Annotated in this window: 19 protein-coding genes; 8 read left to right on the top strand and 11 right to left on the bottom strand. The window is 35.1% G+C overall.

The window, feature by feature from the left end:
• Positions 1 to 94 precede the first annotated feature (94 nt).
• Positions 95 to 919, top strand: coding sequence for a hypothetical protein (locus tag IPM14_03840; protein MBK9097250.1), 825 nt, complete (start codon positions 95 to 97; stop codon positions 917 to 919).
• Positions 920 to 947: 28 nt separating this feature from the next.
• Positions 948 to 1,412, top strand: a complete 465-nt coding sequence (locus tag IPM14_03845; GenBank protein ID MBK9097251.1) for a DUF4920 domain-containing protein — start codon at positions 948 to 950, stop codon at positions 1,410 to 1,412.
• 51 nt (positions 1,413 to 1,463) lie between these two features.
• Here IPM14_03845 and IPM14_03850 read toward each other — a convergent pair whose 3' ends face one another.
• On the bottom strand, positions 1,464 to 2,237 hold the full coding sequence (locus IPM14_03850; GenBank protein MBK9097252.1) for a TSUP family transporter: 774 nt from the start codon (positions 2,235 to 2,237) through the stop codon (positions 1,464 to 1,466).
• A gap of 115 nt (positions 2,238 to 2,352) precedes the next feature.
• On the opposite strand from IPM14_03850, the gene IPM14_03855 reads away from it, so the two are divergent.
• Positions 2,353 to 2,868, top strand: coding sequence for a hypothetical protein (locus tag IPM14_03855; protein ID MBK9097253.1), 516 nt, complete (start codon positions 2,353 to 2,355; stop codon positions 2,866 to 2,868).
• Positions 2,865 to 3,950, top strand: a complete 1,086-nt coding sequence (gene mnmA, locus IPM14_03860; GenBank protein MBK9097254.1) for a tRNA 2-thiouridine(34) synthase MnmA — start codon at positions 2,865 to 2,867, stop codon at positions 3,948 to 3,950. Before IPM14_03855 ends, mnmA begins: the two co-directional genes overlap by 4 nt.
• 8 nt (positions 3,951 to 3,958) lie before the next feature.
• Here the strand turns inward: mnmA and IPM14_03865 are convergent, their stop codons facing one another.
• From IPM14_03865 to IPM14_03885, 5 genes are all read right to left on the bottom strand, one after another.
• Positions 3,959 to 4,165, bottom strand: coding sequence for a hypothetical protein (locus tag IPM14_03865; GenBank protein MBK9097255.1), 207 nt, complete (start codon positions 4,163 to 4,165; stop codon positions 3,959 to 3,961).
• A 127-nt stretch (positions 4,166 to 4,292) separates the two neighbouring features.
• The gene (locus IPM14_03870; GenBank protein MBK9097256.1) at positions 4,293 to 5,345 is read right to left on the bottom strand and encodes a trypsin-like peptidase domain-containing protein; all 1,053 of its coding nucleotides are present in this window, start codon (positions 5,343 to 5,345) and stop codon (positions 4,293 to 4,295) included.
• Positions 5,346 to 5,384: 39 nt separating this feature from the next.
• Positions 5,385 to 7,157, bottom strand: a complete 1,773-nt coding sequence (locus tag IPM14_03875; GenBank protein ID MBK9097257.1) for an MFS transporter — start codon at positions 7,155 to 7,157, stop codon at positions 5,385 to 5,387.
• A gap of 54 nt (positions 7,158 to 7,211) precedes the next feature.
• On the bottom strand, positions 7,212 to 9,110 hold the full coding sequence (locus IPM14_03880) for a PAS domain S-box protein (protein MBK9097258.1): 1,899 nt from the start codon (positions 9,108 to 9,110) through the stop codon (positions 7,212 to 7,214).
• 92 nt (positions 9,111 to 9,202) lie between these two features.
• Positions 9,203 to 10,159, bottom strand: a complete 957-nt coding sequence (locus tag IPM14_03885; GenBank protein ID MBK9097259.1) for a 1-aminocyclopropane-1-carboxylate deaminase/D-cysteine desulfhydrase — start codon at positions 10,157 to 10,159, stop codon at positions 9,203 to 9,205.
• 82 nt (positions 10,160 to 10,241) lie between these two features.
• Here IPM14_03885 and IPM14_03890 point away from each other — a divergent pair, with 82 nt between their 5' ends.
• Positions 10,242 to 11,861 (top strand): DUF4301 family protein, encoded by a 1,620-nt coding sequence (locus IPM14_03890; GenBank protein MBK9097260.1) that lies wholly within the window; start codon positions 10,242 to 10,244, stop codon positions 11,859 to 11,861.
• Between the two features lie 64 nt (positions 11,862 to 11,925).
• On the opposite strand, the gene IPM14_03895 is transcribed toward IPM14_03890, so the two are convergent.
• The 3 genes from IPM14_03895 to IPM14_03905 form a co-directional block, all read right to left on the bottom strand.
• A complete protein-coding gene (locus IPM14_03895) occupies positions 11,926 to 12,192 on the bottom strand; it encodes a hypothetical protein (GenBank protein MBK9097261.1) in 267 nt (88 codons plus the stop codon).
• Positions 12,193 to 12,386: 194 nt separating this feature from the next.
• Positions 12,387 to 13,025 (bottom strand): response regulator transcription factor, encoded by a 639-nt coding sequence (locus tag IPM14_03900; GenBank protein ID MBK9097262.1) that lies wholly within the window; start codon positions 13,023 to 13,025, stop codon positions 12,387 to 12,389.
• Positions 13,026 to 13,041: 16 nt separating this feature from the next.
• Positions 13,042 to 16,275, bottom strand: a complete 3,234-nt coding sequence (locus IPM14_03905; protein ID MBK9097263.1) for a hypothetical protein — start codon at positions 16,273 to 16,275, stop codon at positions 13,042 to 13,044.
• Between the two features lie 285 nt (positions 16,276 to 16,560).
• Between IPM14_03905 and IPM14_03910 the strand changes: the two genes are divergently transcribed.
• From IPM14_03910 to IPM14_03920, 3 genes are read left to right on the top strand one after another with little or no spacing between them, the layout of a single operon-like run.
• Positions 16,561 to 17,487: a radical SAM protein gene (locus IPM14_03910; protein ID MBK9097264.1), complete on the top strand. Its 927-nt coding sequence runs from the start codon at positions 16,561 to 16,563 to the stop codon at positions 17,485 to 17,487.
• The gene (locus IPM14_03915; GenBank protein MBK9097265.1) at positions 17,487 to 17,888 is read left to right on the top strand and encodes a hypothetical protein; all 402 of its coding nucleotides are present in this window, start codon (positions 17,487 to 17,489) and stop codon (positions 17,886 to 17,888) included. Before IPM14_03910 ends, IPM14_03915 begins: the two co-directional genes overlap by 1 nt.
• The gene (locus tag IPM14_03920; GenBank protein ID MBK9097266.1) at positions 17,806 to 18,735 is read left to right on the top strand and encodes a DUF2029 domain-containing protein; all 930 of its coding nucleotides are present in this window, start codon (positions 17,806 to 17,808) and stop codon (positions 18,733 to 18,735) included. Before IPM14_03915 ends, IPM14_03920 begins: the two co-directional genes overlap by 83 nt.
• Before the next feature lie 29 nt (positions 18,736 to 18,764).
• On the opposite strand, the gene IPM14_03925 is transcribed toward IPM14_03920, so the two are convergent.
• Both IPM14_03925 and IPM14_03930 read right to left on the bottom strand, forming a co-directional pair.
• Complete coding sequence (locus IPM14_03925; GenBank protein ID MBK9097267.1) at positions 18,765 to 19,451, bottom strand: methyltransferase; 687 nt, start codon at positions 19,449 to 19,451, stop codon at positions 18,765 to 18,767.
• On the bottom strand, positions 19,448 to 20,959 hold the full coding sequence (locus IPM14_03930; GenBank protein ID MBK9097268.1) for a B12-binding domain-containing radical SAM protein: 1,512 nt from the start codon (positions 20,957 to 20,959) through the stop codon (positions 19,448 to 19,450). The genes IPM14_03925 and IPM14_03930 overlap by 4 nt, the downstream gene beginning before the upstream one ends.
• Positions 20,960 to 20,961: the final 2 nt, after the last annotated feature.

Below are 20,961 nucleotides of genomic sequence, written 5' to 3' on the forward strand. Positions count from 1 at the left end.
TAGATCGTAAAACATAAAATGAATTCCAATCAAAAACTTAAAAAATCAGTATCTTTACATCGTAGTAATTCGGATTTATAAACTTGGGAAAACAATGAAAAAAATAATATTCTTATTGAATATAGCCCTCATAACTGTTCTATTTATCGGCTGTCTTCAGGTTGATACAACAATCAATGTAAAGAAAGATGGAAGCGGGACAATAAATGAAAAAGTCTTTATGAGTAAAACTTTTGTTAATATGATGAAAGAATTTGCAACTGCTTTCCAGGATTCATCTACTACTGCCGAAGAAGAATTTTCACTATTTAAAGATGACGAAATAATGGCTGATGCAAAGGAATATGGTAGCGATGTTAAATATGTTTCTCACGAGTTTATCAGTAACGATCAGTGGGAGGGTTATGAAGTTGTTTATTCATTCGATGATATTTCAAAAATCAGAATTCAACCCGACCCGGATTCAAAAATGGGGATGAGTGAAGAAGAAGCCGGCGTTGAAGAATCTGATGAATACTACTTCTTTAAGTTTAAAAAAGGTGATGTTTCAGAACTGATAATTGACCGACCTCCAATTGAATTCGACAGTGATTCGAGTTCTCAAGAAAGTGCCAGTGAGGATGTCGAGAGTAATGAAGATGAATTGGGTGATGAAGCTATGAAAATGATGGAAGGGATGAAAATTAATATTGCGATAAATGTTGAAGGAAATATAACCACCAGTAATGCAACTTATGTAGATGGTTCAACCATTACGCTGTTTCATATGAATCTTGGTGAGATGATGAAGAATAAAGAGGCATTTAAGGATTTCAAAAACAATGAACCAAAAAACATTGAAGAAATGAAAGAGTTCATGGAAAAATTTCCAGGAATGAAAATCGAAATTCAGAAACCAGTTTCAGTTAAATTCAAATAATTCATTATAAATAATTGAAGGAGTAACTATGCAGTTAAAATTAATTTTACCGATTTTGCTTTTAAGTTTAGGTATGACAATCGCTCAAACTGACAAAGCAAATTACGGTGCTGAGTTAACACTCACTGAAAAGACGAGCATCTCGGCTATACTCGAAGATCCTGAATCTTATCTTGATAAAACCGTCCTGATTGAAGGTGAAGTTCTGGAAGTCTGTCCTATGATGGGTTGCTGGATGGAGATAAAATCTGATGATGGTGAAGGAATGATAAAAGTAAAAGTCAAAGATGGTGAGATAGTTTTTCCGGTCGAAGCTAAAGGAAAAACTGCACTAGTTGAAGGTAAAGTTTACAAAATTGAAATGACACAGGAACAAGCAGTTAATCACTTTGAACACATTGCTGAAGAAAAAGGAGAAACTTTCGATCCTTCAACAATCACCGGTCCGATGACAATCTACCAGCTTAAAGGACTTGGAGCAGTAATTCAATAACTCAGATAGAATTATTGTTCACTTCAGCCCGCAGAATACTTGCGGGCTATTTTATATAATTCCCAATCCTAACAGAACACCGAGAACCAATATCAGTAGAAGAACCACAATCTGAACAAACTTAAAAGTGACTTTCTTTAGCAGCTTGTTGCCAAAATAAGCTCCGATAAATGCGCTTATTGTTGCTGCAAGTATAATAAGCCAATTACTTAGAACTTCAGCACTTAAAAATTTTGTTAGGTAAATGGATATTCTGGTAAAATCCACCAGACAAGCGATAACAACACCTGTTGCAATGAACGCTTCTTTTCCTAATCCGAACTTCAGAAGAAAGGCGCTTCTTAATGCACCCTGATGACCGGATAAACCCCCGAAAAATCCGCTAAGTAAACCGCCGACAATTAATTTGTTCTGACTGAATTCAATCGCTTGGAATTTAGGAACGATTTCAAATACTGCGAAAGATATCATAAGACCAGCTATTGCCAACTTAACCGGGGTTATATAAAAAGTTTTATTGAATAATTCATAGGAAGTAATTGCCTCAACGCCTGACAACAATAAGAGCAATTGAGCACCCAGGAATGCACCAACAACTGCGGGTATTCCAAACTTTAGGATAACTTTTTTGTTTGCAAATTTACCAATCAGAAAAAGTTTAAAAAGATTATTCAGCAGATGAACGATTCCTGTTAAACCAACTGCAATTTCAACAGGGAAGAACAATGCAAAAACCGGAAGCAGAATTGTTCCTAAACCAAAACCTGAGTAAAAGGTCAACAGCGATGAGAAAGCAGCGAAAGCACAGATTAGTATAATTTCCATAATGCCAAGTTAATGTTCTGAGTATTTGTAAGAAAATCTTTGTTTCATTCAAGCCTGAGGTAAACACTGCTGAATTCTTTGTTAACCAGTCCGTTTGTAAATTTACATCCGAGTTATGAGCGAAAACAAAATAGAACATCAGGTATTCACCTACCCATTTATCTTCAGGTTAATATTCCGGTATGGAAACATTATTGTTACACCTGTTTTACTAATTTATTCTGTACCTCTTTTAACTTTTCTTAGTGAGAAAATCATCCTTGCATTTCCGCTTTTGGTAAATATTTTTATTCTATATTTTCTTAACAGGCATTATATAACTCTCTACAAAATTATGCCGTATAAGATCGAAGTAGATGATGATAAAATTACCTGCTCAGATTTTTTTCTTTCAAGAAGGCAAATTGTGATCAACTACGAAAGTATAAATTCACTTTCAGGTGGAATATTTGAAAATAAACTTTCCGGAATTATGCGAGTCTGCGGAAAAAAGGATGTTTGTATTGGATTCAGTCAAAGACTGAATAATTCAAGCAGGCTTGCAACTATATTATTAAGTAAAGTAAATCGTCCGCTTTATGATAAAGTGCTGGAGCGTATTGTGGAAGGGAAGAAGAAAGTTAAAAAATGAAAGTCGCAGTATTACTTTCCGGTGGTGTCGATAGTTCTGTAGCACTTCGTTTATTAAAAGATGAAGGACATGACCTCACAGCTTTTTATCTGAAGATCTGGTTACAGGATGAATTTTCTTTCCTTGGTGAATGTCCGTGGGAAGAAGACCTCAAGTATGCGCGAGGTGTTTGCGAACAAGTAAATGTTCCGCTTGAAGTTATTCCGCTTCAGACAGAATACTGGGATAATGTGGTTTCGTACACAATCTCCGAGATTAAAGAGGGAAGAACTCCAAACCCGGATATTTTCTGTAACAGCCTGATAAAGTTTGGTGAGTTCTATGATAAGATTGATAATTCCTATGAAAAAGTAGCGAGCGGTCATTATGCAGATGTAATTTCAGTCGATAAAAAATTTCTTCTTAAAACTTCTCCAGACCCGATTAAAGATCAAACTTACTTTTTAGCTTACCTGACGCAAAAACAATTATCAAGAGCATTATTCCCGATTGGTAAATTCAGAAAGTCAGAAATTCGAAAGCTGGCTGAAGATTACAAACTTCCAACAATGGCAAGAAGAGACAGCCAGGGTATATGCTTTCTCGGACAGATAAAATTTAAAGAATTTATAAAACATCATCTTGGCGAAATTGAAGGTGACATTATTGATATCGATACAAATAAAATTTTAGGAAAGCATCCCGGCTACTATTACTTCACAATTGGACAAAGGTCAGGGTTAAAACTCGGTGGTGGTCCGTGGTTTGTCGTGAGAAAGGACGTTAAAAATAATGTTATCTACGTGTCCAATCAGAATCTCGCAGAGCGCGACTGCAATAATTTTTTAGTTGGGAAGATAAACTGGATTTCAGAACAAGCACCATCCAAAAAAGAATTGAAAGTTAAAATCAGGCACGGAGCAAAACAGCACGAATGTGTAATAGAATGGTTGAATGAAGGTGTTTTAAAAGTTAAGCTGAAGGATTCTGACAGCGGAATTGCACCGGGTCAGTTTGCAGTTTTTTATGATGGAACATCCGGCTCTATGACGGATGAAAATTTTTGTCTTGGTGGTGGAGTAATCCTGGAGGATTTAGTCTGAAAAAGCTTTTAGGCAAAGCTAATTTGGCCATTAATTTGTGAGTTGGTTGCAAGCAGGTTTTTAGAGATTCCTAGAAACTTCTGACAGTTACTGCATAAATAGGCATATCTCACACCCAGAACAGTGTTCATCTGGCAAATCCATGCATCGGTTGATTCCTGCTTACAATGCGGGCATTTAATTTTTATTGTTTCTTTTTGTAATACTTTAGTCATCTGATCTTTTCCACGGATACTATTAAGACTCCTCAGCCGTCAAAAATGTTACTTAAAAATTCAGCTTATTAGAAATTTATTTGATGTGGATAATTATAACTAAATTTCGGACAAAACAAGCATCCGGTCAATTCCAAAATCTATCCAGATAATATTTCTTATTGCTTAATTTCGCTTTGTTTTCAAAGATGAATGAACTTATTCTTTCGGCAGAGATTACCCGCGCAATTCCATATCGGATTGATGAAAACCTTTTCACATATTCTTCACCTTGGTAGGGCACGATTGGATTGTAACGTTCATTATCTTTTAGTGCTTTTGGAACGAGAATATTTTCTTCTTCTTCGGGAACCCATTGAATCATTCCTACTAATTCAAAATTCGGGACACCATCTCTTATTGCAAGCACAACTCCGCCGCTCATTCCATTGTTTACAACAGCATCAACAAGGAATGAACCGAATTCGTCTTTGTTTGGATTGCTGACGATTGCTTTTGTTATCATCTGGTTGTTAATTGGATATCCAAATATGTAAACGAAAGATCCCCAATCGAGTTCTTTGCCTTTGCCAAATGGATAATTGAAAACGGGGAATCTTAAATCAGAAAGAACTTTGTAATCTTTGCCGATTATTGCTATGTCCTGTTTTTTATCTGATGCAATTAATTCAAACTCGCCGCCTTCAGGAAATCCAACTGCATAAATTGATTGTCTCTCTTTAATAAAAATGACCTGTATGAATTTAGTTAATGAACCATCAGAAGCCGGGAAATATGAAATGATCGTATCAGGAAATTCAACAACATGCGCACAGGTAAGAATAGCTACTTTTCCTTCATTGAAGTAAACAACTGTACCTGTTCCTGAATTATTTTGATCAGCATATCCTTCGGAAATTGCAATGTCTCTAAGCTTTATGTCTTTAAGATTGCTCAGAGTCAGTTTTGATTCTGCATCGAAAGTGTAAGTTTTATAAATAACACTGCTGTTAATACGGCGAACGGTTGAACTTATTTGTCTGAGTTCGTTTGAGGCTCCTTTGTAAGGAAATTCGCTGTCGTATTTTCCGTCAGCGAGAATGGGATATATTTCCTGATAGCTGACGGTTGAACAGGAATTAATCATCAAGTAAATAGAAAGCAAAGATAATTTTAATAATAAATGAATTATTCTTTTCATCTTTTATCTCCAGATAAACTCATCAAAGTGTAATTTCTATTAAGCGGATTCGTGCTTTACTTTAAATCCTTTCTTCATCCAACCTTTTGCCAGTAATAAACCAATCGGAGAAATTATTGCAATAAATCCATATATCAACCACATTGTTTCTGTGTTCATCTCGGATGGTGGAGTATCTGTTGGACAATAGTTCATCAAGAACCAACCGGAATACAAGCTCGTAATAACTTTTGTGAGGAACCATGGAAATTGTCCAATTCCCATATAGATTCCGGTCATATTCTTTGGTGCGATTTCAGCAACCCACTGTAAAAATCTTGGCTGCCACATTGCTTCTCCGATTGTCATAATTATCAAATAGGCCATTAAAGTATTAAAGTTGGGTCCTAATGCCAGAATAAAAGTTGGTGCAGCCATTACTGAAGTACCAATAATCATCATTGTATAGGTATCTTTCTTTGAAGTGATAGCAGCCACCATCGGAGCTAAAATGAATATTAGAATGGGGTTCAGATTGACGAAGAACTCAAAGTTTTCACTAACAAATCCTTCAAAAGCTCTGCTTGTATAAAGTGGTAATGTCAGCCAGTTGTGCGCAAAGAGAGTCTGAACAAAAATGAGGATGAATATAAAATAAAGGAATCTCACATCTGTTATTATATAAATTGCAATACTTAATCCTATTAACGATACTGCGATGAACCAATTAAAACCGAATATGATAGAGATAAAACTATGCTCGGTAATGATTAATTGAAATATGTCGGGTGAGAAGAATTCTTTGACAGAAGCTAAAATGGAGAAGATTATAAATAAACTACCTAACCAGATTACAGATTTCTTTTTTACATTTAATTGAGATTGAAAAGCATTAGCAAATTGTGAAAAACCTTTCTTTTCATCGCTTGATAATTTTGAACCTTCGATATCGCCTTCTAATTTTCTTATTGCTTCCTTCATTGCCTTTTTTGTAATGATGAAATAAACAACCGCAATTCCTAAGATTGTTAAAGCAACATAAACCCAAAAAACACCTGTAATTCCAAAAGCACGTCTTATTGGCGGAGAAATTATACCTGGTAAAAATCCCCCAAGGTTCATTAATGCATAAAGCATTGCGTACCCCATCGCAGCAGTTTTTTCATTAGTTAACTGCTTAACTCCAGCATAACAAGCAGGCTGGTATATTCCATATCCAAGGATAATTCCCAATATTCCAAGCATTGCGTAGAAGTGTGAATATTTAAACAAGTTTGAAAAGTCCCAAAGGCCAGAGACACCAATTTCAGGTGATATTGTGAGTAATACTCTTCCGACCAACATCAGGCTTAAAGCTATCAGTAAAGATTTTCTTAACCCGATCCAATCGACTGTAGCACCAAGGAAAAGCATTGCGATAGTTATTCCCGCTGTTTGAATTCCGACCATTCTTCCTGCATCAATATCATCAAGCTTAATAAAATCATTAAAAAATATTGCAAGCAAACCAACAACACCAAAGTAAGTTAGTCCCTCCAATACATATGAAAGATTGACACCGAGAAGCGCACGTGAGGTATGTGCAAGATCTACGAATGGCTGTGATAAATCCATAATTATATTATCTGCAAACCCATATTCTTCTTTTGCTTTAGCTTTCTTTGGTGAGGCCAATAAAACTGCAATGAAAGCTATCGGCGGAAGTATAAGTGAAAACAGAAACCATAAAAGACCGTTCAAACCCTTTTTGATTGCTGTTCGGGAAGTTCCTAGCACAAAAAAGATGTAGAAAATTATTGCAAGACCGATAAACACTATAAGCAAGTCGCTCATAATTCCTCAACTAAATTATTTAGAAATAGAAAAATTTTTCTTTAATGGAAATAATTATTTATCTACGCTCTTAAAATTTCCAAGATATCTCGGAACTGTAAATGAAAACCGACTGCCTTTACCTTCTTCACTTTCTACCCAGAGAACTCCGTTATTTTTTTCAATGAATTCCTTACACAAAATTAATCCGAGTCCAGTGCCTTTCTCTTTTGCAGTGCCTTCTCTGCGGAATTGCTCGTCAATCCGGAAAAGGTTTTTCTGGTTTTCTGTGCTTATGCCAATTCCGGAATCGGTTACGGATACTTCTGCATTATCACCATTAATAATTCCTTTTACAATGATCTTACCGCCGGGGTTTGTGAACTTGATACTGTTTGAAACAAAATTTCTGATGATTGTATCTATCATATATTTATCTGCATAAACAAATATTTCTTCATTTATGTTGATTGATAGTTCCAGTGTTTTTTGCTTCGCAGTTTCTTCATAAAGGTTTTTTATTTCGTTGCCTAATTCTTTAAGATTGATTATAGTTTTATCAACTTTAATTCTTCCGGATTGAATCATCGACCATTCAAGTAAATTAAGAATGAGACTATACACCTGCCGGGAGGAATTATAAATTGACGATATTGAACTTTTGATATCCTGCGGAGTCATTTCATCGTATGATTGGCTAATGTATTCAGTTAATCCAAGCAGAGAGTTAAAAGGACTCCTGAGGTCATGAGAAATGATAGAGAAAAATTTATCCTTCGAAGCATTTAATAATTTCAACTCTTCAGTGTACTTAATTAATTGTTCCTCAAACTTTTTCCTTTTAGTTATATCCTGAACCTGTGCAATGAAGAATTGAGGTTTACTATCCGAATCTCTGATTAACGAAATAGTTGTAAGAGCCCAAACTAGATCACCACTTTTATGCAAGTATCTTTTTTCAAGAGATTTACCTTCGAGTGATTCATTTTTCAGCAGTTCTTTGGTAAGCTCGAGTGATTTCTCAATATCACCCGGGTGTGTGATATTCCTGAAATTCATACCGACTAATTCAGTTTCAGTGTAACCAAGTATTTCGCAGAAGGAGCTGTTAACCTTTGAGAAGTGACCATCAGGTGCGAGCGTAGCGATACCTATGCCGGAGCTTTCAAATATTTTTCGAAATTTTTCTTCACTTTTTCTTAATGCTTCTTCATAATTTTTTCTTTCGGTAATATCTGTGGCAGAACCGATTATACGGTTTGGCTTACTATTCTCCGGCGGAACATGAACACCACGAAGTAATATCCAGCAAATATTTCTGTTTTTGTCATATATGCGGTGTTCAATTTCAAAATTTTTTAATTTTCCCTTAAGGCAATCCTGAATAGTTTTTTCAACAAATTCTCTGTCTTCCTCATAAACAAATTGCATTCTATCTGAACTCATAGCTGAGACATCAGTATCAGTGTAATCGTAAAGAGGAGTCAATTCGGTATCAATAATCAGTTTCTCACCTTCAGACCATAATTCCCAAACTCTGGTTTTCGCTGCTTCACTGGAAATCTGAAATCTCTGGCGAGTGTCAAGAAGCTCTTTATAAATTTTATTTTTGTAAAGAGCCATTTCAACGACGCGGTGAAATTCTTTTAAATCAATCGGTTTGATCAGGTAGCCGAATGGTTCGGTTTTTTTTGCGCGTTGGAATGATTCGTCATCGGAGAGAGAAGTTAAGAATATAACAGGTACGTGGAAGTTCTTTCTTAAGTAATCAGCGGTTTCTATACCATCCATTGAGCCCATTATCTTGATATCCATCAGAACGATATCAGGTTTTAATGCTGAAACCTTTTCAATCGCTTCTTCACCGGTAGTTACAGAACCAGCAACAACATATCCAGCGCCGGTAAGCTGCTTTTCCATGAACTTTGAAACTATCTGTTCATCCTCTACGATTAAAAGTTTAATGTCTTTCATTCCCTGCTTCAAGAAAAATTTTTCAAGTTCTTATGCAATTTAACTATGAAAAGAATATAATACTTTCCTTGTTTGAGTTTACTGTAATATCCTCAAAATTCAAACTTATAAGTTGCTCTGGTTTTAGTGTGCAATCCTTTTAAACCCTGCAATCCACCTGTATGTATTGCAATAATCCTTGTCCCTCGCTTAAAAAATCCATTTGAAATCAGGTCATAGATTCCGTATAACATTTTACCTGTATAGATGGGCTCGATTGGAATTTTTGTGATTGTATAAAAGTTATTTATGAAATTGATTAAAGTGCTGTCAAATTTAGCATATCCGCCGAAGTGATAATCCAGATTTATTTCCCAATTATTATATATAGCAGTATCGGAATTTTTCAAAAGACATTCAACATTTTTCCTCAGAAAAGAAGCTCCTTTCAGTACAGCAAAACCGAGAGCATTATTATTTCCACCTAATCCTTTAATGAGACCGGCTAATGTTCCCCCCGTTCCGCAAGCGCAGCAAACGTAATCAAAATCCACACTGATTTTGTTTATTATCTCACTACATCCTATAACTGCTAATTCATTAGTGCCGCCTTCAGGAATTAGATAAAAATCTCCAAATCTACTTTTCAAACTTTCAATAATTTCGACTGAATCTTTTCTTCGATAGGAAGTTCTATCCAAATAATGAAGTTCCATCCCGTTTTCTTTTGCAAAAGATAAAGTGGGATTTAATGGTAAATGTTCTTCACCACGAATTACGCCAATAGTTTTAAAGTTAAAAATCTTTCCGGCTGCAGCTGTTGCGTAAATGTGATTTGAAAAGGCTCCGCCAAAAGTCAACAAAGTATTTTTTTTAAGTTTCTTTGCTTCCTGGATATTGTATTTAAGCTTATGCCATTTATTGCCTGACAAAGCAGGATGATTCAGATCTTCTCTCTTCAAATAAAGAGATATTTTTCTTTCTTTAAGAAACGGATCGTTAATCTCTTCAATCGGAGTGTTTTCATTTATACCAGCGGTTTCAGCAAAAGATATTTGTTCTTTATTCATCATTCTAAATTAGTCACGAGGTGAGATATAAAAAATAAAATGAAACTTATGCTTAAATTATTATATAATTTCCTGAATTATTTTGTTAATAAGAATAAATATTCATCAACTACAATGCGAAATGCAGCTTAAAGAGATACAAGAAATACAAAATGAACTCAGTCTGGAAAAGAATCTTGACATTCCAATAAGTTCAATTATCGAACAGATCAAAATATTTAGAAAGGGAATTCCAAGTTTAAAATTATTCAAACCATGTGTCATCGGTGATGGCGTAAAGCTATTCAATGATTTGGAAAAAGAGGATTATATAAGAAGGTTTCAATCTGCTTTGGATGAAGGACGCGTGATGAAATTTGTCCCTGCATCTGGTGCGGCGTCCAGAATGTTTCAAAAACAATTAGCCGCTGTGGTTAAATCAGAGAATTCCAGTTATAAAAAATTATCTGAAAAAGCTGCTGCGGGGGACGAAGATTGTAGAGCCGCACTAGAATTTTTCGATAATATTAAAAGCTTTGCGTTTTATGAGGAACTAAGGAAGACTATAATTGATAATGGCAGAAATCCTGATGAATTAATTGAGAAGAAAAATTATATCGATCTCATGAAGTTCACTGCTGAAAAAGAAGGTCTGAATTATGCAAATCTCCCGAAAGGTTCAATTTTGTTTCATGCTTATGCGGATGGGGCAAGAACAGCCTTCGAGGAGCATCTTGTTGAAGCTATGAACTACTCAGCAGGGAAGAACAAGACGGTAAAAGTTCATTTTACCATTTCACCCGAATACGAAGACGAAGTGAAGAAATTATTCTCTGAATTAATTTCAAAATATGAAAAGCAAGGCTGGAAATTCGATGTAAGTTTTTCATTTCAAAGTTCTGAAACAAACACAGTATCGGTTACGATGGATAATAAAATTTTCAGAGATGTTGATGGAAAAATTCTTTTCAGACCCGGAGGACATGGTGCATTGCTCATGAATCTAAATCGTTTGGAATCCGACATAATCTTAATTAAGAATATTGATAACATTGCTCCAGATCATCTCAAAGAAGAAACTTATAGATACAAAAAAAATCTCGGCGGGTATCTTGTTTACCTTCGACACAAAATTTTCGAACTGTTATTAAAATTAGATAAAGATCATATTCCTGAATCAGTAATCGATGAAGCGGTTGATTTAATAAAAACCGAATTTGGACTTGATTTATCAACAAAACTTAAAACAAAATCCTTAGATGAAAAGAAAACCTATCTGTTTGATTTTTTGAATAGACCAATACGGGTATGCGGAATGGTAAAAAGGGAAGGACATCCCGGCGGAAGTCCTTTCTGGGTTGAAGATGAAAGCGGTGAAATTTCCAAGCAAATTGTAGAAACTGCACAGGTGAATTTGCAAGATAAGAAACAGGCTGAAATTTTTGATCAGGCAACTCACTTCAATCCTGTTGATATTGCCTGCAGTATAAAAGATTATAAAGGAAATATTTTCGATTTAAAAAAATTTGTAAATCCGAACACCGGATTAATAGCAATAAAATCTAAAAATGGCAGGGAACTGAAAGCTCTCGAGCTTCCCGGACTTTGGAATGGAGGAATGTATCACTGGTTGACCGTCTTTGTCGAAGTACCCAAGAGTACATTTAATCCTGTGAAGGAAATAAACGATCTGCTCAAGCCTGAGCATCAACCCAAAAGATAATTAAGAAAAATGAAGTGGATCACCCCACGTGGCAGATGAGGTGATCGCACATGGAGGGCGTTATCTAGTTAGCAAAACTTTTCGGCGGATTGTGAACTATTTTTCTTATAGTATCAAATTGCAGATATGGATATTCTTCCCGAAGTGAATCAATTGCATCGCCGGTTCTTAGCTTCTGAGCACGAAGCTGTTTAAATTTTTTCCTGATGATATAATCACGGACAGCCCGTTCGTTTATTAAACCTCTCGACACAAGCAGATCGTATATTTCATCGCTGATTAAATCTGCAATGGGATTGGTCAGCTCTTTTTTTGTGTTTAATGCTTCCATTTTGCGCACCCTTTCTATTGAGTTATTCTTTAAGCCCTTTAAAGAATTTTATGGATACTATAAATGAGTATTCTTAATCTCTGGTTTAAAACTATCAGAAAAATGCAGCCAAACAATTACACAATTATGTAATTATTTCAATTGTTGAAATGTGGAAGAGAATTTACCTACATATCTATGTAGGTCAGGTTAATTCAGATAATTTTCCTGCGGATAGCCTTTGCAACAGCTTCGGATTGATTGTGGACGTGAAGTTTTTTGTAGATGTTTTTAATATGATGCCGGACAGTATCAACGCTTATAAACAATTGTTCAGCTATTTGCTGATAATTATTTCCTCCAGCCAGAAGATTTATTACTTCCTTTTCCCGCGCACTTAGTTCAAATTCCTGGTTTTCATCTTTTATATCTTTTGACTCCTTGAACGCCGTAATAACCTGCCGGGCAATCTGGCTACTCATTGGAGAACCACCTTCGTAAACTTCTTTTATTGCTTCAAGAAGCTTTATTGGTGGTGTTTTTTTTACTAAATAACCACAGGCTCCGGCACAAAGTGCATCAAAAACTTTTTCGCTGTCCTCATAAATTGTCAGCATAAGAATATCGATATCAGGTTTTATTTTTTTTGATTCTTTAATTCCTTCAATTCCACTAATACCCGGTAAAGCAATATCCATCAGAACAACATTAGCATCAAGCGTGTTGAGTTTAAGAAGAAAGCTTTCACAATCTCTGAAAGAGCCGACACACTTGTAACCGTTGGTGCCGTTAATTAGTACAGCTAATCCTTCTCTTATTGTATCATTATCTTCAACAATTGCTACGTTTATCATTCACAGCTTAATTTATTCAGCCAAATATTGATTTAATACGATTTATTTTTCCGAGTTTTCCATTGAAGCTCACTAGTGTCCCGGAATTGTTGCTTGATTCCCAATTAAGAGTGCCATTTATTTTTTTTGCCCTTTCTTCCATATTTTTTATTCCATTACCAAAGTTAATATCATTTAAATCAAATCCCTGCCCATCATCTTTTAGAGTTATTTTAATTGTGTCATTTTCATAGAAAGCTTCCAAGGTAATTTTTTTGCAGCCGCTATGTTTTATAGCATTGTTTATTGCTTCTTTAAACAACAAAAGTAGATTTTGTTTGTATTCCATTGGCAGCTTTATATCATCGCTTTTCTCAACGTTATTAACATGAAATGAAATGCCAATGGAACTAAAGAATTCGTTATATGAGTCCTTTAATTTAAGAATCAGATCGTAAAGTGAATCTCTCTGAGGATTCACTACCCAAACAATATCACTCATTGAATCAACTAGCTGACGTGCGGTGTTGCTGATTTTTTGTAAATCCTGTTTAACCAGGTTCCCAGAATTATTTTCGTTCCTTTCAGCAACTTCACTTAGTATTGAAATCTCCGTTAACCCGGCACCGATATTATCGTGAAGATCAGACGCAATTTTAAGTTTCAATCTTTCTATCTCCAGTTGGCTTTTAATTCGGATAGTCCCAAGGTAGTAAATCAAAAAAGCAACAGCCATTATTATAAGAGTAACAAACCACCAGGTTTGATAAAATGGCGGGTTGATTATAATTTTTATTGAAGCTACATCTTCGTTCCATATACCATCTGCATTAGTTCCTTTAACCATAAAAGTAAATTCGCCGGCAGGAAGATTAGTGTATATAGCAGTTCTGTTTGAACCGTCAGTTGATATCCAGGACTTCTGAAATCCTTCAAGAAAATAGCTGTATTTATTTCTCTTAGGAGAATAAAAATCGAGTGCAGAAAATTCTATGGAAATAAAATTCTGATCGTATGATAGTATCAACTCCTCAGGTTCACCTTTAACTTCAACATCCATCACTTTAATTTTGGTGATAACGATTGATGGTTCGTAATTGCTGATTGTGATGCTGTCCGGATGAAAATAATTAAATCCATTTATACCGCCGAAATACATAAATCCATCCGAATCCTTAAAGTAAGCACCTCCGCTGAATTCCAGGCTTTGGACACCATCTTCAATTTTGAACTGGGTAAACTTTTCAGAAGATGTGTTAAATAGAAAAATACCATCATCCGTACTGAGCCATAAATTCTGCTGATTATCCTCCAGTATTCCATAAATTACTGTACTTGTTAATCCTTCTGTGGTTGAAAAAGTTTTAAAGGATTCTACGGTTGGGTCGTATTTGACTAACCCGCTGCCTGATGTTCCAATCCATATTATGCCATTGGGAGACTCAAATATTGAAAGAATTTTTTCGTTGACTTTGAGTGTTTGATTATTCGGTTCACTTGTAAATAGTCTGAAGATTTCAGACGCATTATCAAATTTGTTTAATCCTCCGCCATAAGTACCAATCCAGAAATTATTTTTGCTGTCCCGTAAAATTGTGTATACACGATTTTCTGAAATTGAATTTTTATCATTGGGATCATAACTGTAAGCTTTAAAATCTGGTTTTCCGGAAGAATTATCTGAGAAAGTAAGTTTATTAAGTCCTCCACCAAATGTTGCAACCCAGATTACTTTTTCTGATTCCACATAAATGTCCAGTACCTGGTTTGCTGAGAGGGAATTCTGATTTCCAGGTTCGTTTTTAAAAATATCGATTCGCTTGGTAGAATGGTTAATTCTGTTTAGTCCTCCGCTGTAAGTCCCGATCCAGATATTTCCTGATTTATCTTCAGCAAATGATCTAATGTGATTATCACTGATTTTATGAATTCCGTCTGCGTGTTTACTGTAAATAGTACTTTGCTGTTTTGAAAAGTTCAACAGATTTGCACCACCTCTGTATGTACCAATCCAAAGATTCTCACTACTGTCCTTGAACAATGCCCAAACAACATCGTCATTTAATCGTAGGTTTCCGGGTGAGTTTCTATTTATCGTTTCAAACTTTACATCAAATTTTTGAATTTTAGTTACACCTTCACCTAAATGCGAACCTGCCCACAACACACCTGATCTATCAATAAATAATGATAAAATTTCTTCATCCATAAATGGATTCTGGCGGGTAGAGATTCTTTTAAAGTTTACAAATATGTTATTTTTTGTATCAAACCTGTTTATTCCTCCCCCGAAAGTTCCGATCCACAAATATCCATCTGAATCCTGCTGAATTGCCATTACAGTATTTGCCGAAATGCTGTATTGTGATGATCTACTCTTGGTGTACTGTAAAAATCTGGCTTTATCAGGCTCAGACATTTTATTAGCTGCATCGAGCTTGTTTAGCCCGCCATCAAAAGTGCCAATCCAAATATTTCCGGTTCTGCCCTCATGCAAGCAAGTAATTTTATTGTCACTTATAGAAGAATTATTAATTGAACTAGTATTGTAATGAAGAAATTTATATGCTGCTTCTTTCCCTTCGCTATTGATCTTTGATGAACCAGTAAATAGCTTATTTAATCCACCACCAAACGTTGCTACCCAGATCGAATTGTTTTTTTCAATCAGAATGTCAGTAATTCTGTTTGAACTAAGACTATAATCATTATTTACGTCATTAAAAATGTGAACGGAATTACTATTTTTTCTATCGAAAATAATTAATCCATTTCCCCACGTTCCAATCCATAGATCACCATTGGAATCTTCAGCGATTGATGTAATCGAATTATTCTGGTTACGTGAAAATGCTAATGGATATTCATAATAGTCGTCTTTGTATTTTACATCAGATGAGAAGAAATCATTTATATAATATCTTTTGAATTTTTCAGACTTCCTGTCAAAGCGGTTTAAATAACCATTTACCGTACCAACCCAAATGTATCCGTCGCTGTCTTCATAAAGGGATGAAATAAAATTATCAGAGATGGAATTTAGATCTGAAGGATCGTTTGAATAGACCTTGAACTCATATCCGTCATATCGATTTAAACCGTCGATTGTACCGAGCCACAAATATCCGTATCTATCCTGTATCATCGAAAAAATCGTACTTTGCGAAAGTCCCTCAGCATCAGTAAGCTGACTAAAAAAATATTCATACGTTTGGGAAAATGCAGAAACGAAGAAAGAGATCGAGAGCAATATTACGTTAAGTAGCTTCATTGGAGAAAAAGGCATCGTCATTAATTCACTCAGGCGAAATATAGTAAATTGAATTGTTATTTTATCTATGTTAAAAATTCCTCCAGTTAATGCTGTAGAAAAATGTTTTTATAAGTTAATCGTGACCATTAAATTGGTATTCAGAAGTCAAGCTTTTTATTGTTTATGAAATTGAATCTATCACCGGACATATTCAGAAGATATCTAACTTTAAAATCGGACAGGATTTATTCATTGCCGATTTTAATACTGATGCCTCACAGCCGATGCAATTGCCGCTGTGTTATGTGTGATATTTGGAAGGGGAATAATAATGTAAAGCAATTGGAAGAATCTGATGTTCGAGGGATTATGGATTCGATAAAGCAGTTCAACACAAAGGAAGTTGTGATGTCCGGAGGTGAAGCATTAATGCATCCAAATTTTTTCAGGCTTTGTGAAATAATAAAATCCGCGAAAGTTAAGATTGTGCTTTTATCAACTGGTCTGCTTTTGAAAAAATATGCAACTGAAATTATTTCAAATGTTGATGAAGTGATTGTTTCACTGGATGGCTCAAAGGAAGTTCACGATAAGATTAGAAACATCCCAAACGCATTTGATAAACTGAAAGAGGGTGTACAGGAACTTAAAAGACTGAAAAAAGATTTCAGAGTAACAGGAAGAAGCGTAATCCAAAAATCAAACTATGAAGATTTCCCGAACATTATTGATGCTGCAAAAGAAATCGGATTGGATCAAATCAGCTTTTTAACTGCTGATGTAACTACAGATGCTTTCAACCGTGCAGACTTGTGGGGTGAAGAAAAGATAGGAGAAATAAAATTATCTAAAGACGATTTGAAAAAGTTTAATGAAATAATTGAATCTCTTATAAAAACTCATTCAAAAGATTTTGAAATCAAATTCATAGCTGAATCGCCAGATAAGATCAGAAGATTTTATCACTACTATGCTGCCTATCACAGCTTAAGTGATTTTCCTAAAATAAGCTGTAATGCGCCCTGGGTATCTGCGGTAATTGAAGCAGACGGAAGTGTACGGCCTTGTTTTTTTCACAAGGTTGTTGGTGACATCAGAAAAAATTCATTAAAAGATATAATAAACTCGGAAGAGTCAATCTCATTCAGAAAAAATCTTGATATGGGTACAGACCCAATTTGCAGAAAGTGTGTTTGCTATTTGAATCTTTCACCACTCGCTAAGCTTTAATGTCCTCTTTCAAAGATAGAATTGTGAAGAGTATATCCAAGTATGGAAATCATATTCTCTGGGTAATCACTTCGCTGCTTTTCTTTTTATTGATTTATCACATCTTGTCAAGCTCAACCAAATCGACGCACGGATTTGCTGCATACTATACAGCTTCCAGACTATTTCTGGGCGGAGAGAACATCAGCAATTTTTATAATGATGACTGGTTCAGCTCAAAAGTTGCAGAATATGTTCCCGGAGTTTATGAGATTTATCTTGTGAACTTGCCCACAACAGTTTTTATCACATTACCGGTATCAATATTCGAATATAATATTGCGAGGAATTATCTGGATCACAATAAATTTTCTGCTGCTGATTTTTACTGTAGTATTAATAGTAAAGAAATTAAAACTTAATAATCACTGGCTTCCGCTTATTTTGATAATAATTCTGATTTTTCAACCGTTGTATGAAAATTTCTCATTTGCGCAGGTTTATATTTTAATTTTTTTTCTGATGGTATTCGTGTGGTTTGCTTACAAATCTGATAATCAGAAATGGCTTGGAATATTACTTGGTCTTCTTTTCATGCTTAAAACTGCCGGAGTGCTTCTCTGGGTACTGCTTGCAGTTCAAAAAAAATGGAAAAGTCTGATCTGGATAATGCTCACAATCGTGGGTACATTTTTAATTACGATACCTTTTGTCGGAATAGAAAGCTGGTTGACTTATAGCGATCGAGTAATTGGTCATTCATCAAATCCAACTTTGGCTGTCACCGCGTATCAGACAATTTACAGTTTCTTCCATCACCTGTTTATGTTTGATGAAAACTGGAATCTTTATCCTATCGCTGATATACCGGTTCTGGCTACTTTACTGACAATAATTTTCACTTTGATAATATTGATCATTGCTGGTTTTTTTGCCTTGAAATCAAATTTGCAAGATTTGACATTTGCTTCTTTTATTATAGCCGGGACAATATTAAATCCTGCCTCAATTGATTATCATTTCGTACTATTACTCATTCCGATTATTATTTCTATTGAATTGATTAGAAAGAAACCAACGGGATTTTTGTGGATTTTATTTTTTATTTCTTACACACTCATCGCTTTGAAACTGCCATATACTTCTTCAAAAATAACTCAAGGGATTACAGCGATACTTGCTTATCCGAAATTGTATGGCGCAATCGGTTTGTTAATTCTTTGCTTATTGCTTTCCTACAGTTCAAAGAATAAAGTGAGTGGAACTTAAAATCGCCGAACAATTAAAGAGAATTTCTGTTAAAAATTCTGCGAGCCTATTACACTAAATATGAAATGATTTTCTCCCCACATTTTTTTGTGATGTATTTCGTTCATTTTGAAGGAAGAGTTCTGTGCGATACTTTTTATCATATCAAGATCAGTATCATCCGAAAGAACCATAATTACATTCGTGTTTTCATAAATAAAATTGCCAAGCTGAGAGAATAATTTTCTGAAATATTGAAAATCATCTCCTCCGAACCACGCAAATTCTTTCTCACTTGCCGGAGATTTTTTGTAATAGGGAGGATTTATGATGATATAATCATATCTTCTCTGAGGTATTTCATCAAAAAGATCAGAGTGCACAACTTCTAATCCAGCATCATTCATCTTGGAATTTTTTTCTGTGTTGTAAACTGCAGTTAAGCTTATATCTGAAGATGTTACGAATGCACCTTTCTTCGATGCATAGATGGAAAGTAATCCGGTTCCCGCACCAAGTTCAAGGACATATTTCTCGTTTAATTCAATTTTTTCAATATACTTTAATAAAATTTTTGTACTGAAAAATAACCCCGGATGAAATACTCCCGGAAATACAACAATGCTGATATTCTTATACTTATAAGTTCTTTCTTTTGATAGATACTTTTTTGAAAGCGGATGTAATATTGTGAATGCAGCTTTTTTAAAAACACTTTTCTTTTTCTCGGTCTTCATTCTGTATAGAATCCTTCGACTTCTGGTCTGCGGTATTTAAGCCAATATTTTTGCAAGGCTTTAATTTCGTATGGATAATTGTAGAAGTCTTTCTTATATCTTAGTGAAGAAAGAAACCGCATCGTTTTTTTCTGGATTGAAGTCAATTTATAATCTGAGACAGTAGGATACTGAGCATTAATTACAGTTTCGAAATTCAAAATCTTGTTCACCATTTCAGGAGTCAGCCATGGTGTGAGAGGATTTTTTCGCAAATCAAAATTTGCCCATTTTGGATCAAGCCAATCTTCAAGTCTCTCAGGAAATTTAAATCCCGATTTCTGAACTTCATTGTAAAGCTCGGATCCTTCGGTTGGAACTGGACTGTAAACATAAATAATAATTTCGGTATCAGGATTTATTTCTTTAATTGTTTTGATGAACTGAATGTCCTCATCAATTTGCTGCATAACTTTTTCAGGAGTTTCTGCGGGCAAACCGAGAACAAATGAATACTCCGGAATTATATCGAACTTTCTCATTCTTGCGGCAAACGCCTTTATCTGTTCACCGGATTGCGTTCCACCTTTATCCATCTGTTTGAGGATTGCATCGTTTCCGGTTTCGGCACCGAAGAAAATCATCCGGCAGCCAGCTTCTCTCATCATCGCAAGAGATTCATCACTGTATTTGTTGATTGTGTCAATTCTTCCTTCACCCCACCAGATCATATTTTCATCCTTTATTAATTTTGAAAACTCAACCGTTCTTTTTTCTGAAACGAAGAAATTATTGTCGTGAAACTCAATTGCATTTGCACCGAATGTGTCTTTTAGATATTTGACATCCTTGTAAATAAGAGGTGCAGATTTTCCTTTCCATCTAGCTTCGTAAATTGGTACTACTGCACAGAATGAACAAGTAAACGGACATCCCATACTCGAGTGATACGCAGCCGTCTTCGTACCCAAAAAAGTTTTCCCAAGATATCTTTCAAGCGGATAAAAACTGTTCAGTTTTTCGTAAGGCAATTGTGGAAGAGTATCCTGATCGAATAAATCAGCTTTTGGAGTTTTAACAAACTCGCTATTTCTTTTGAAGATGAGATTTTTAATGAAAGCTGGATCGTCATTATTTAAAATTGAATCAAGTAATTGTGGGAAAGCTTCATCGCCGGGACCATTGATAACATAATCAACAAAACCAGAATTGAGCACGACCTTGTACTGGTTAGCAGGGAAGTAACCTCCCCAGATGTTTATTATTTCAGGAAATTCTTCTCTGATTTTTTTTGTGAACGGAATTGCCTGTTTCGGCTGCAACCCAGGCATTACAGTGCATCCGAAAAATTTAAAGTTACCTGTTGAAAGGTAGCTTTTTATTTTAGCCCACGGATCTTTTTCCAGATTTCCGTCAACAAAAACGAAATCGTATTTGCCATTTATTGAAGCTCCAACCTGCAGAATAGAATTGGGTATTCTGTATTTAGAATTAGCGCTTCTGGGATTAAATAATATAACTTTCTTCATCG

It is taken from the genome of bacterium (assembly GCA_016716565.1).
GTDB lineage: Bacteria > Bacteroidota > Ignavibacteria > Ignavibacteriales > Ignavibacteriaceae > IGN2.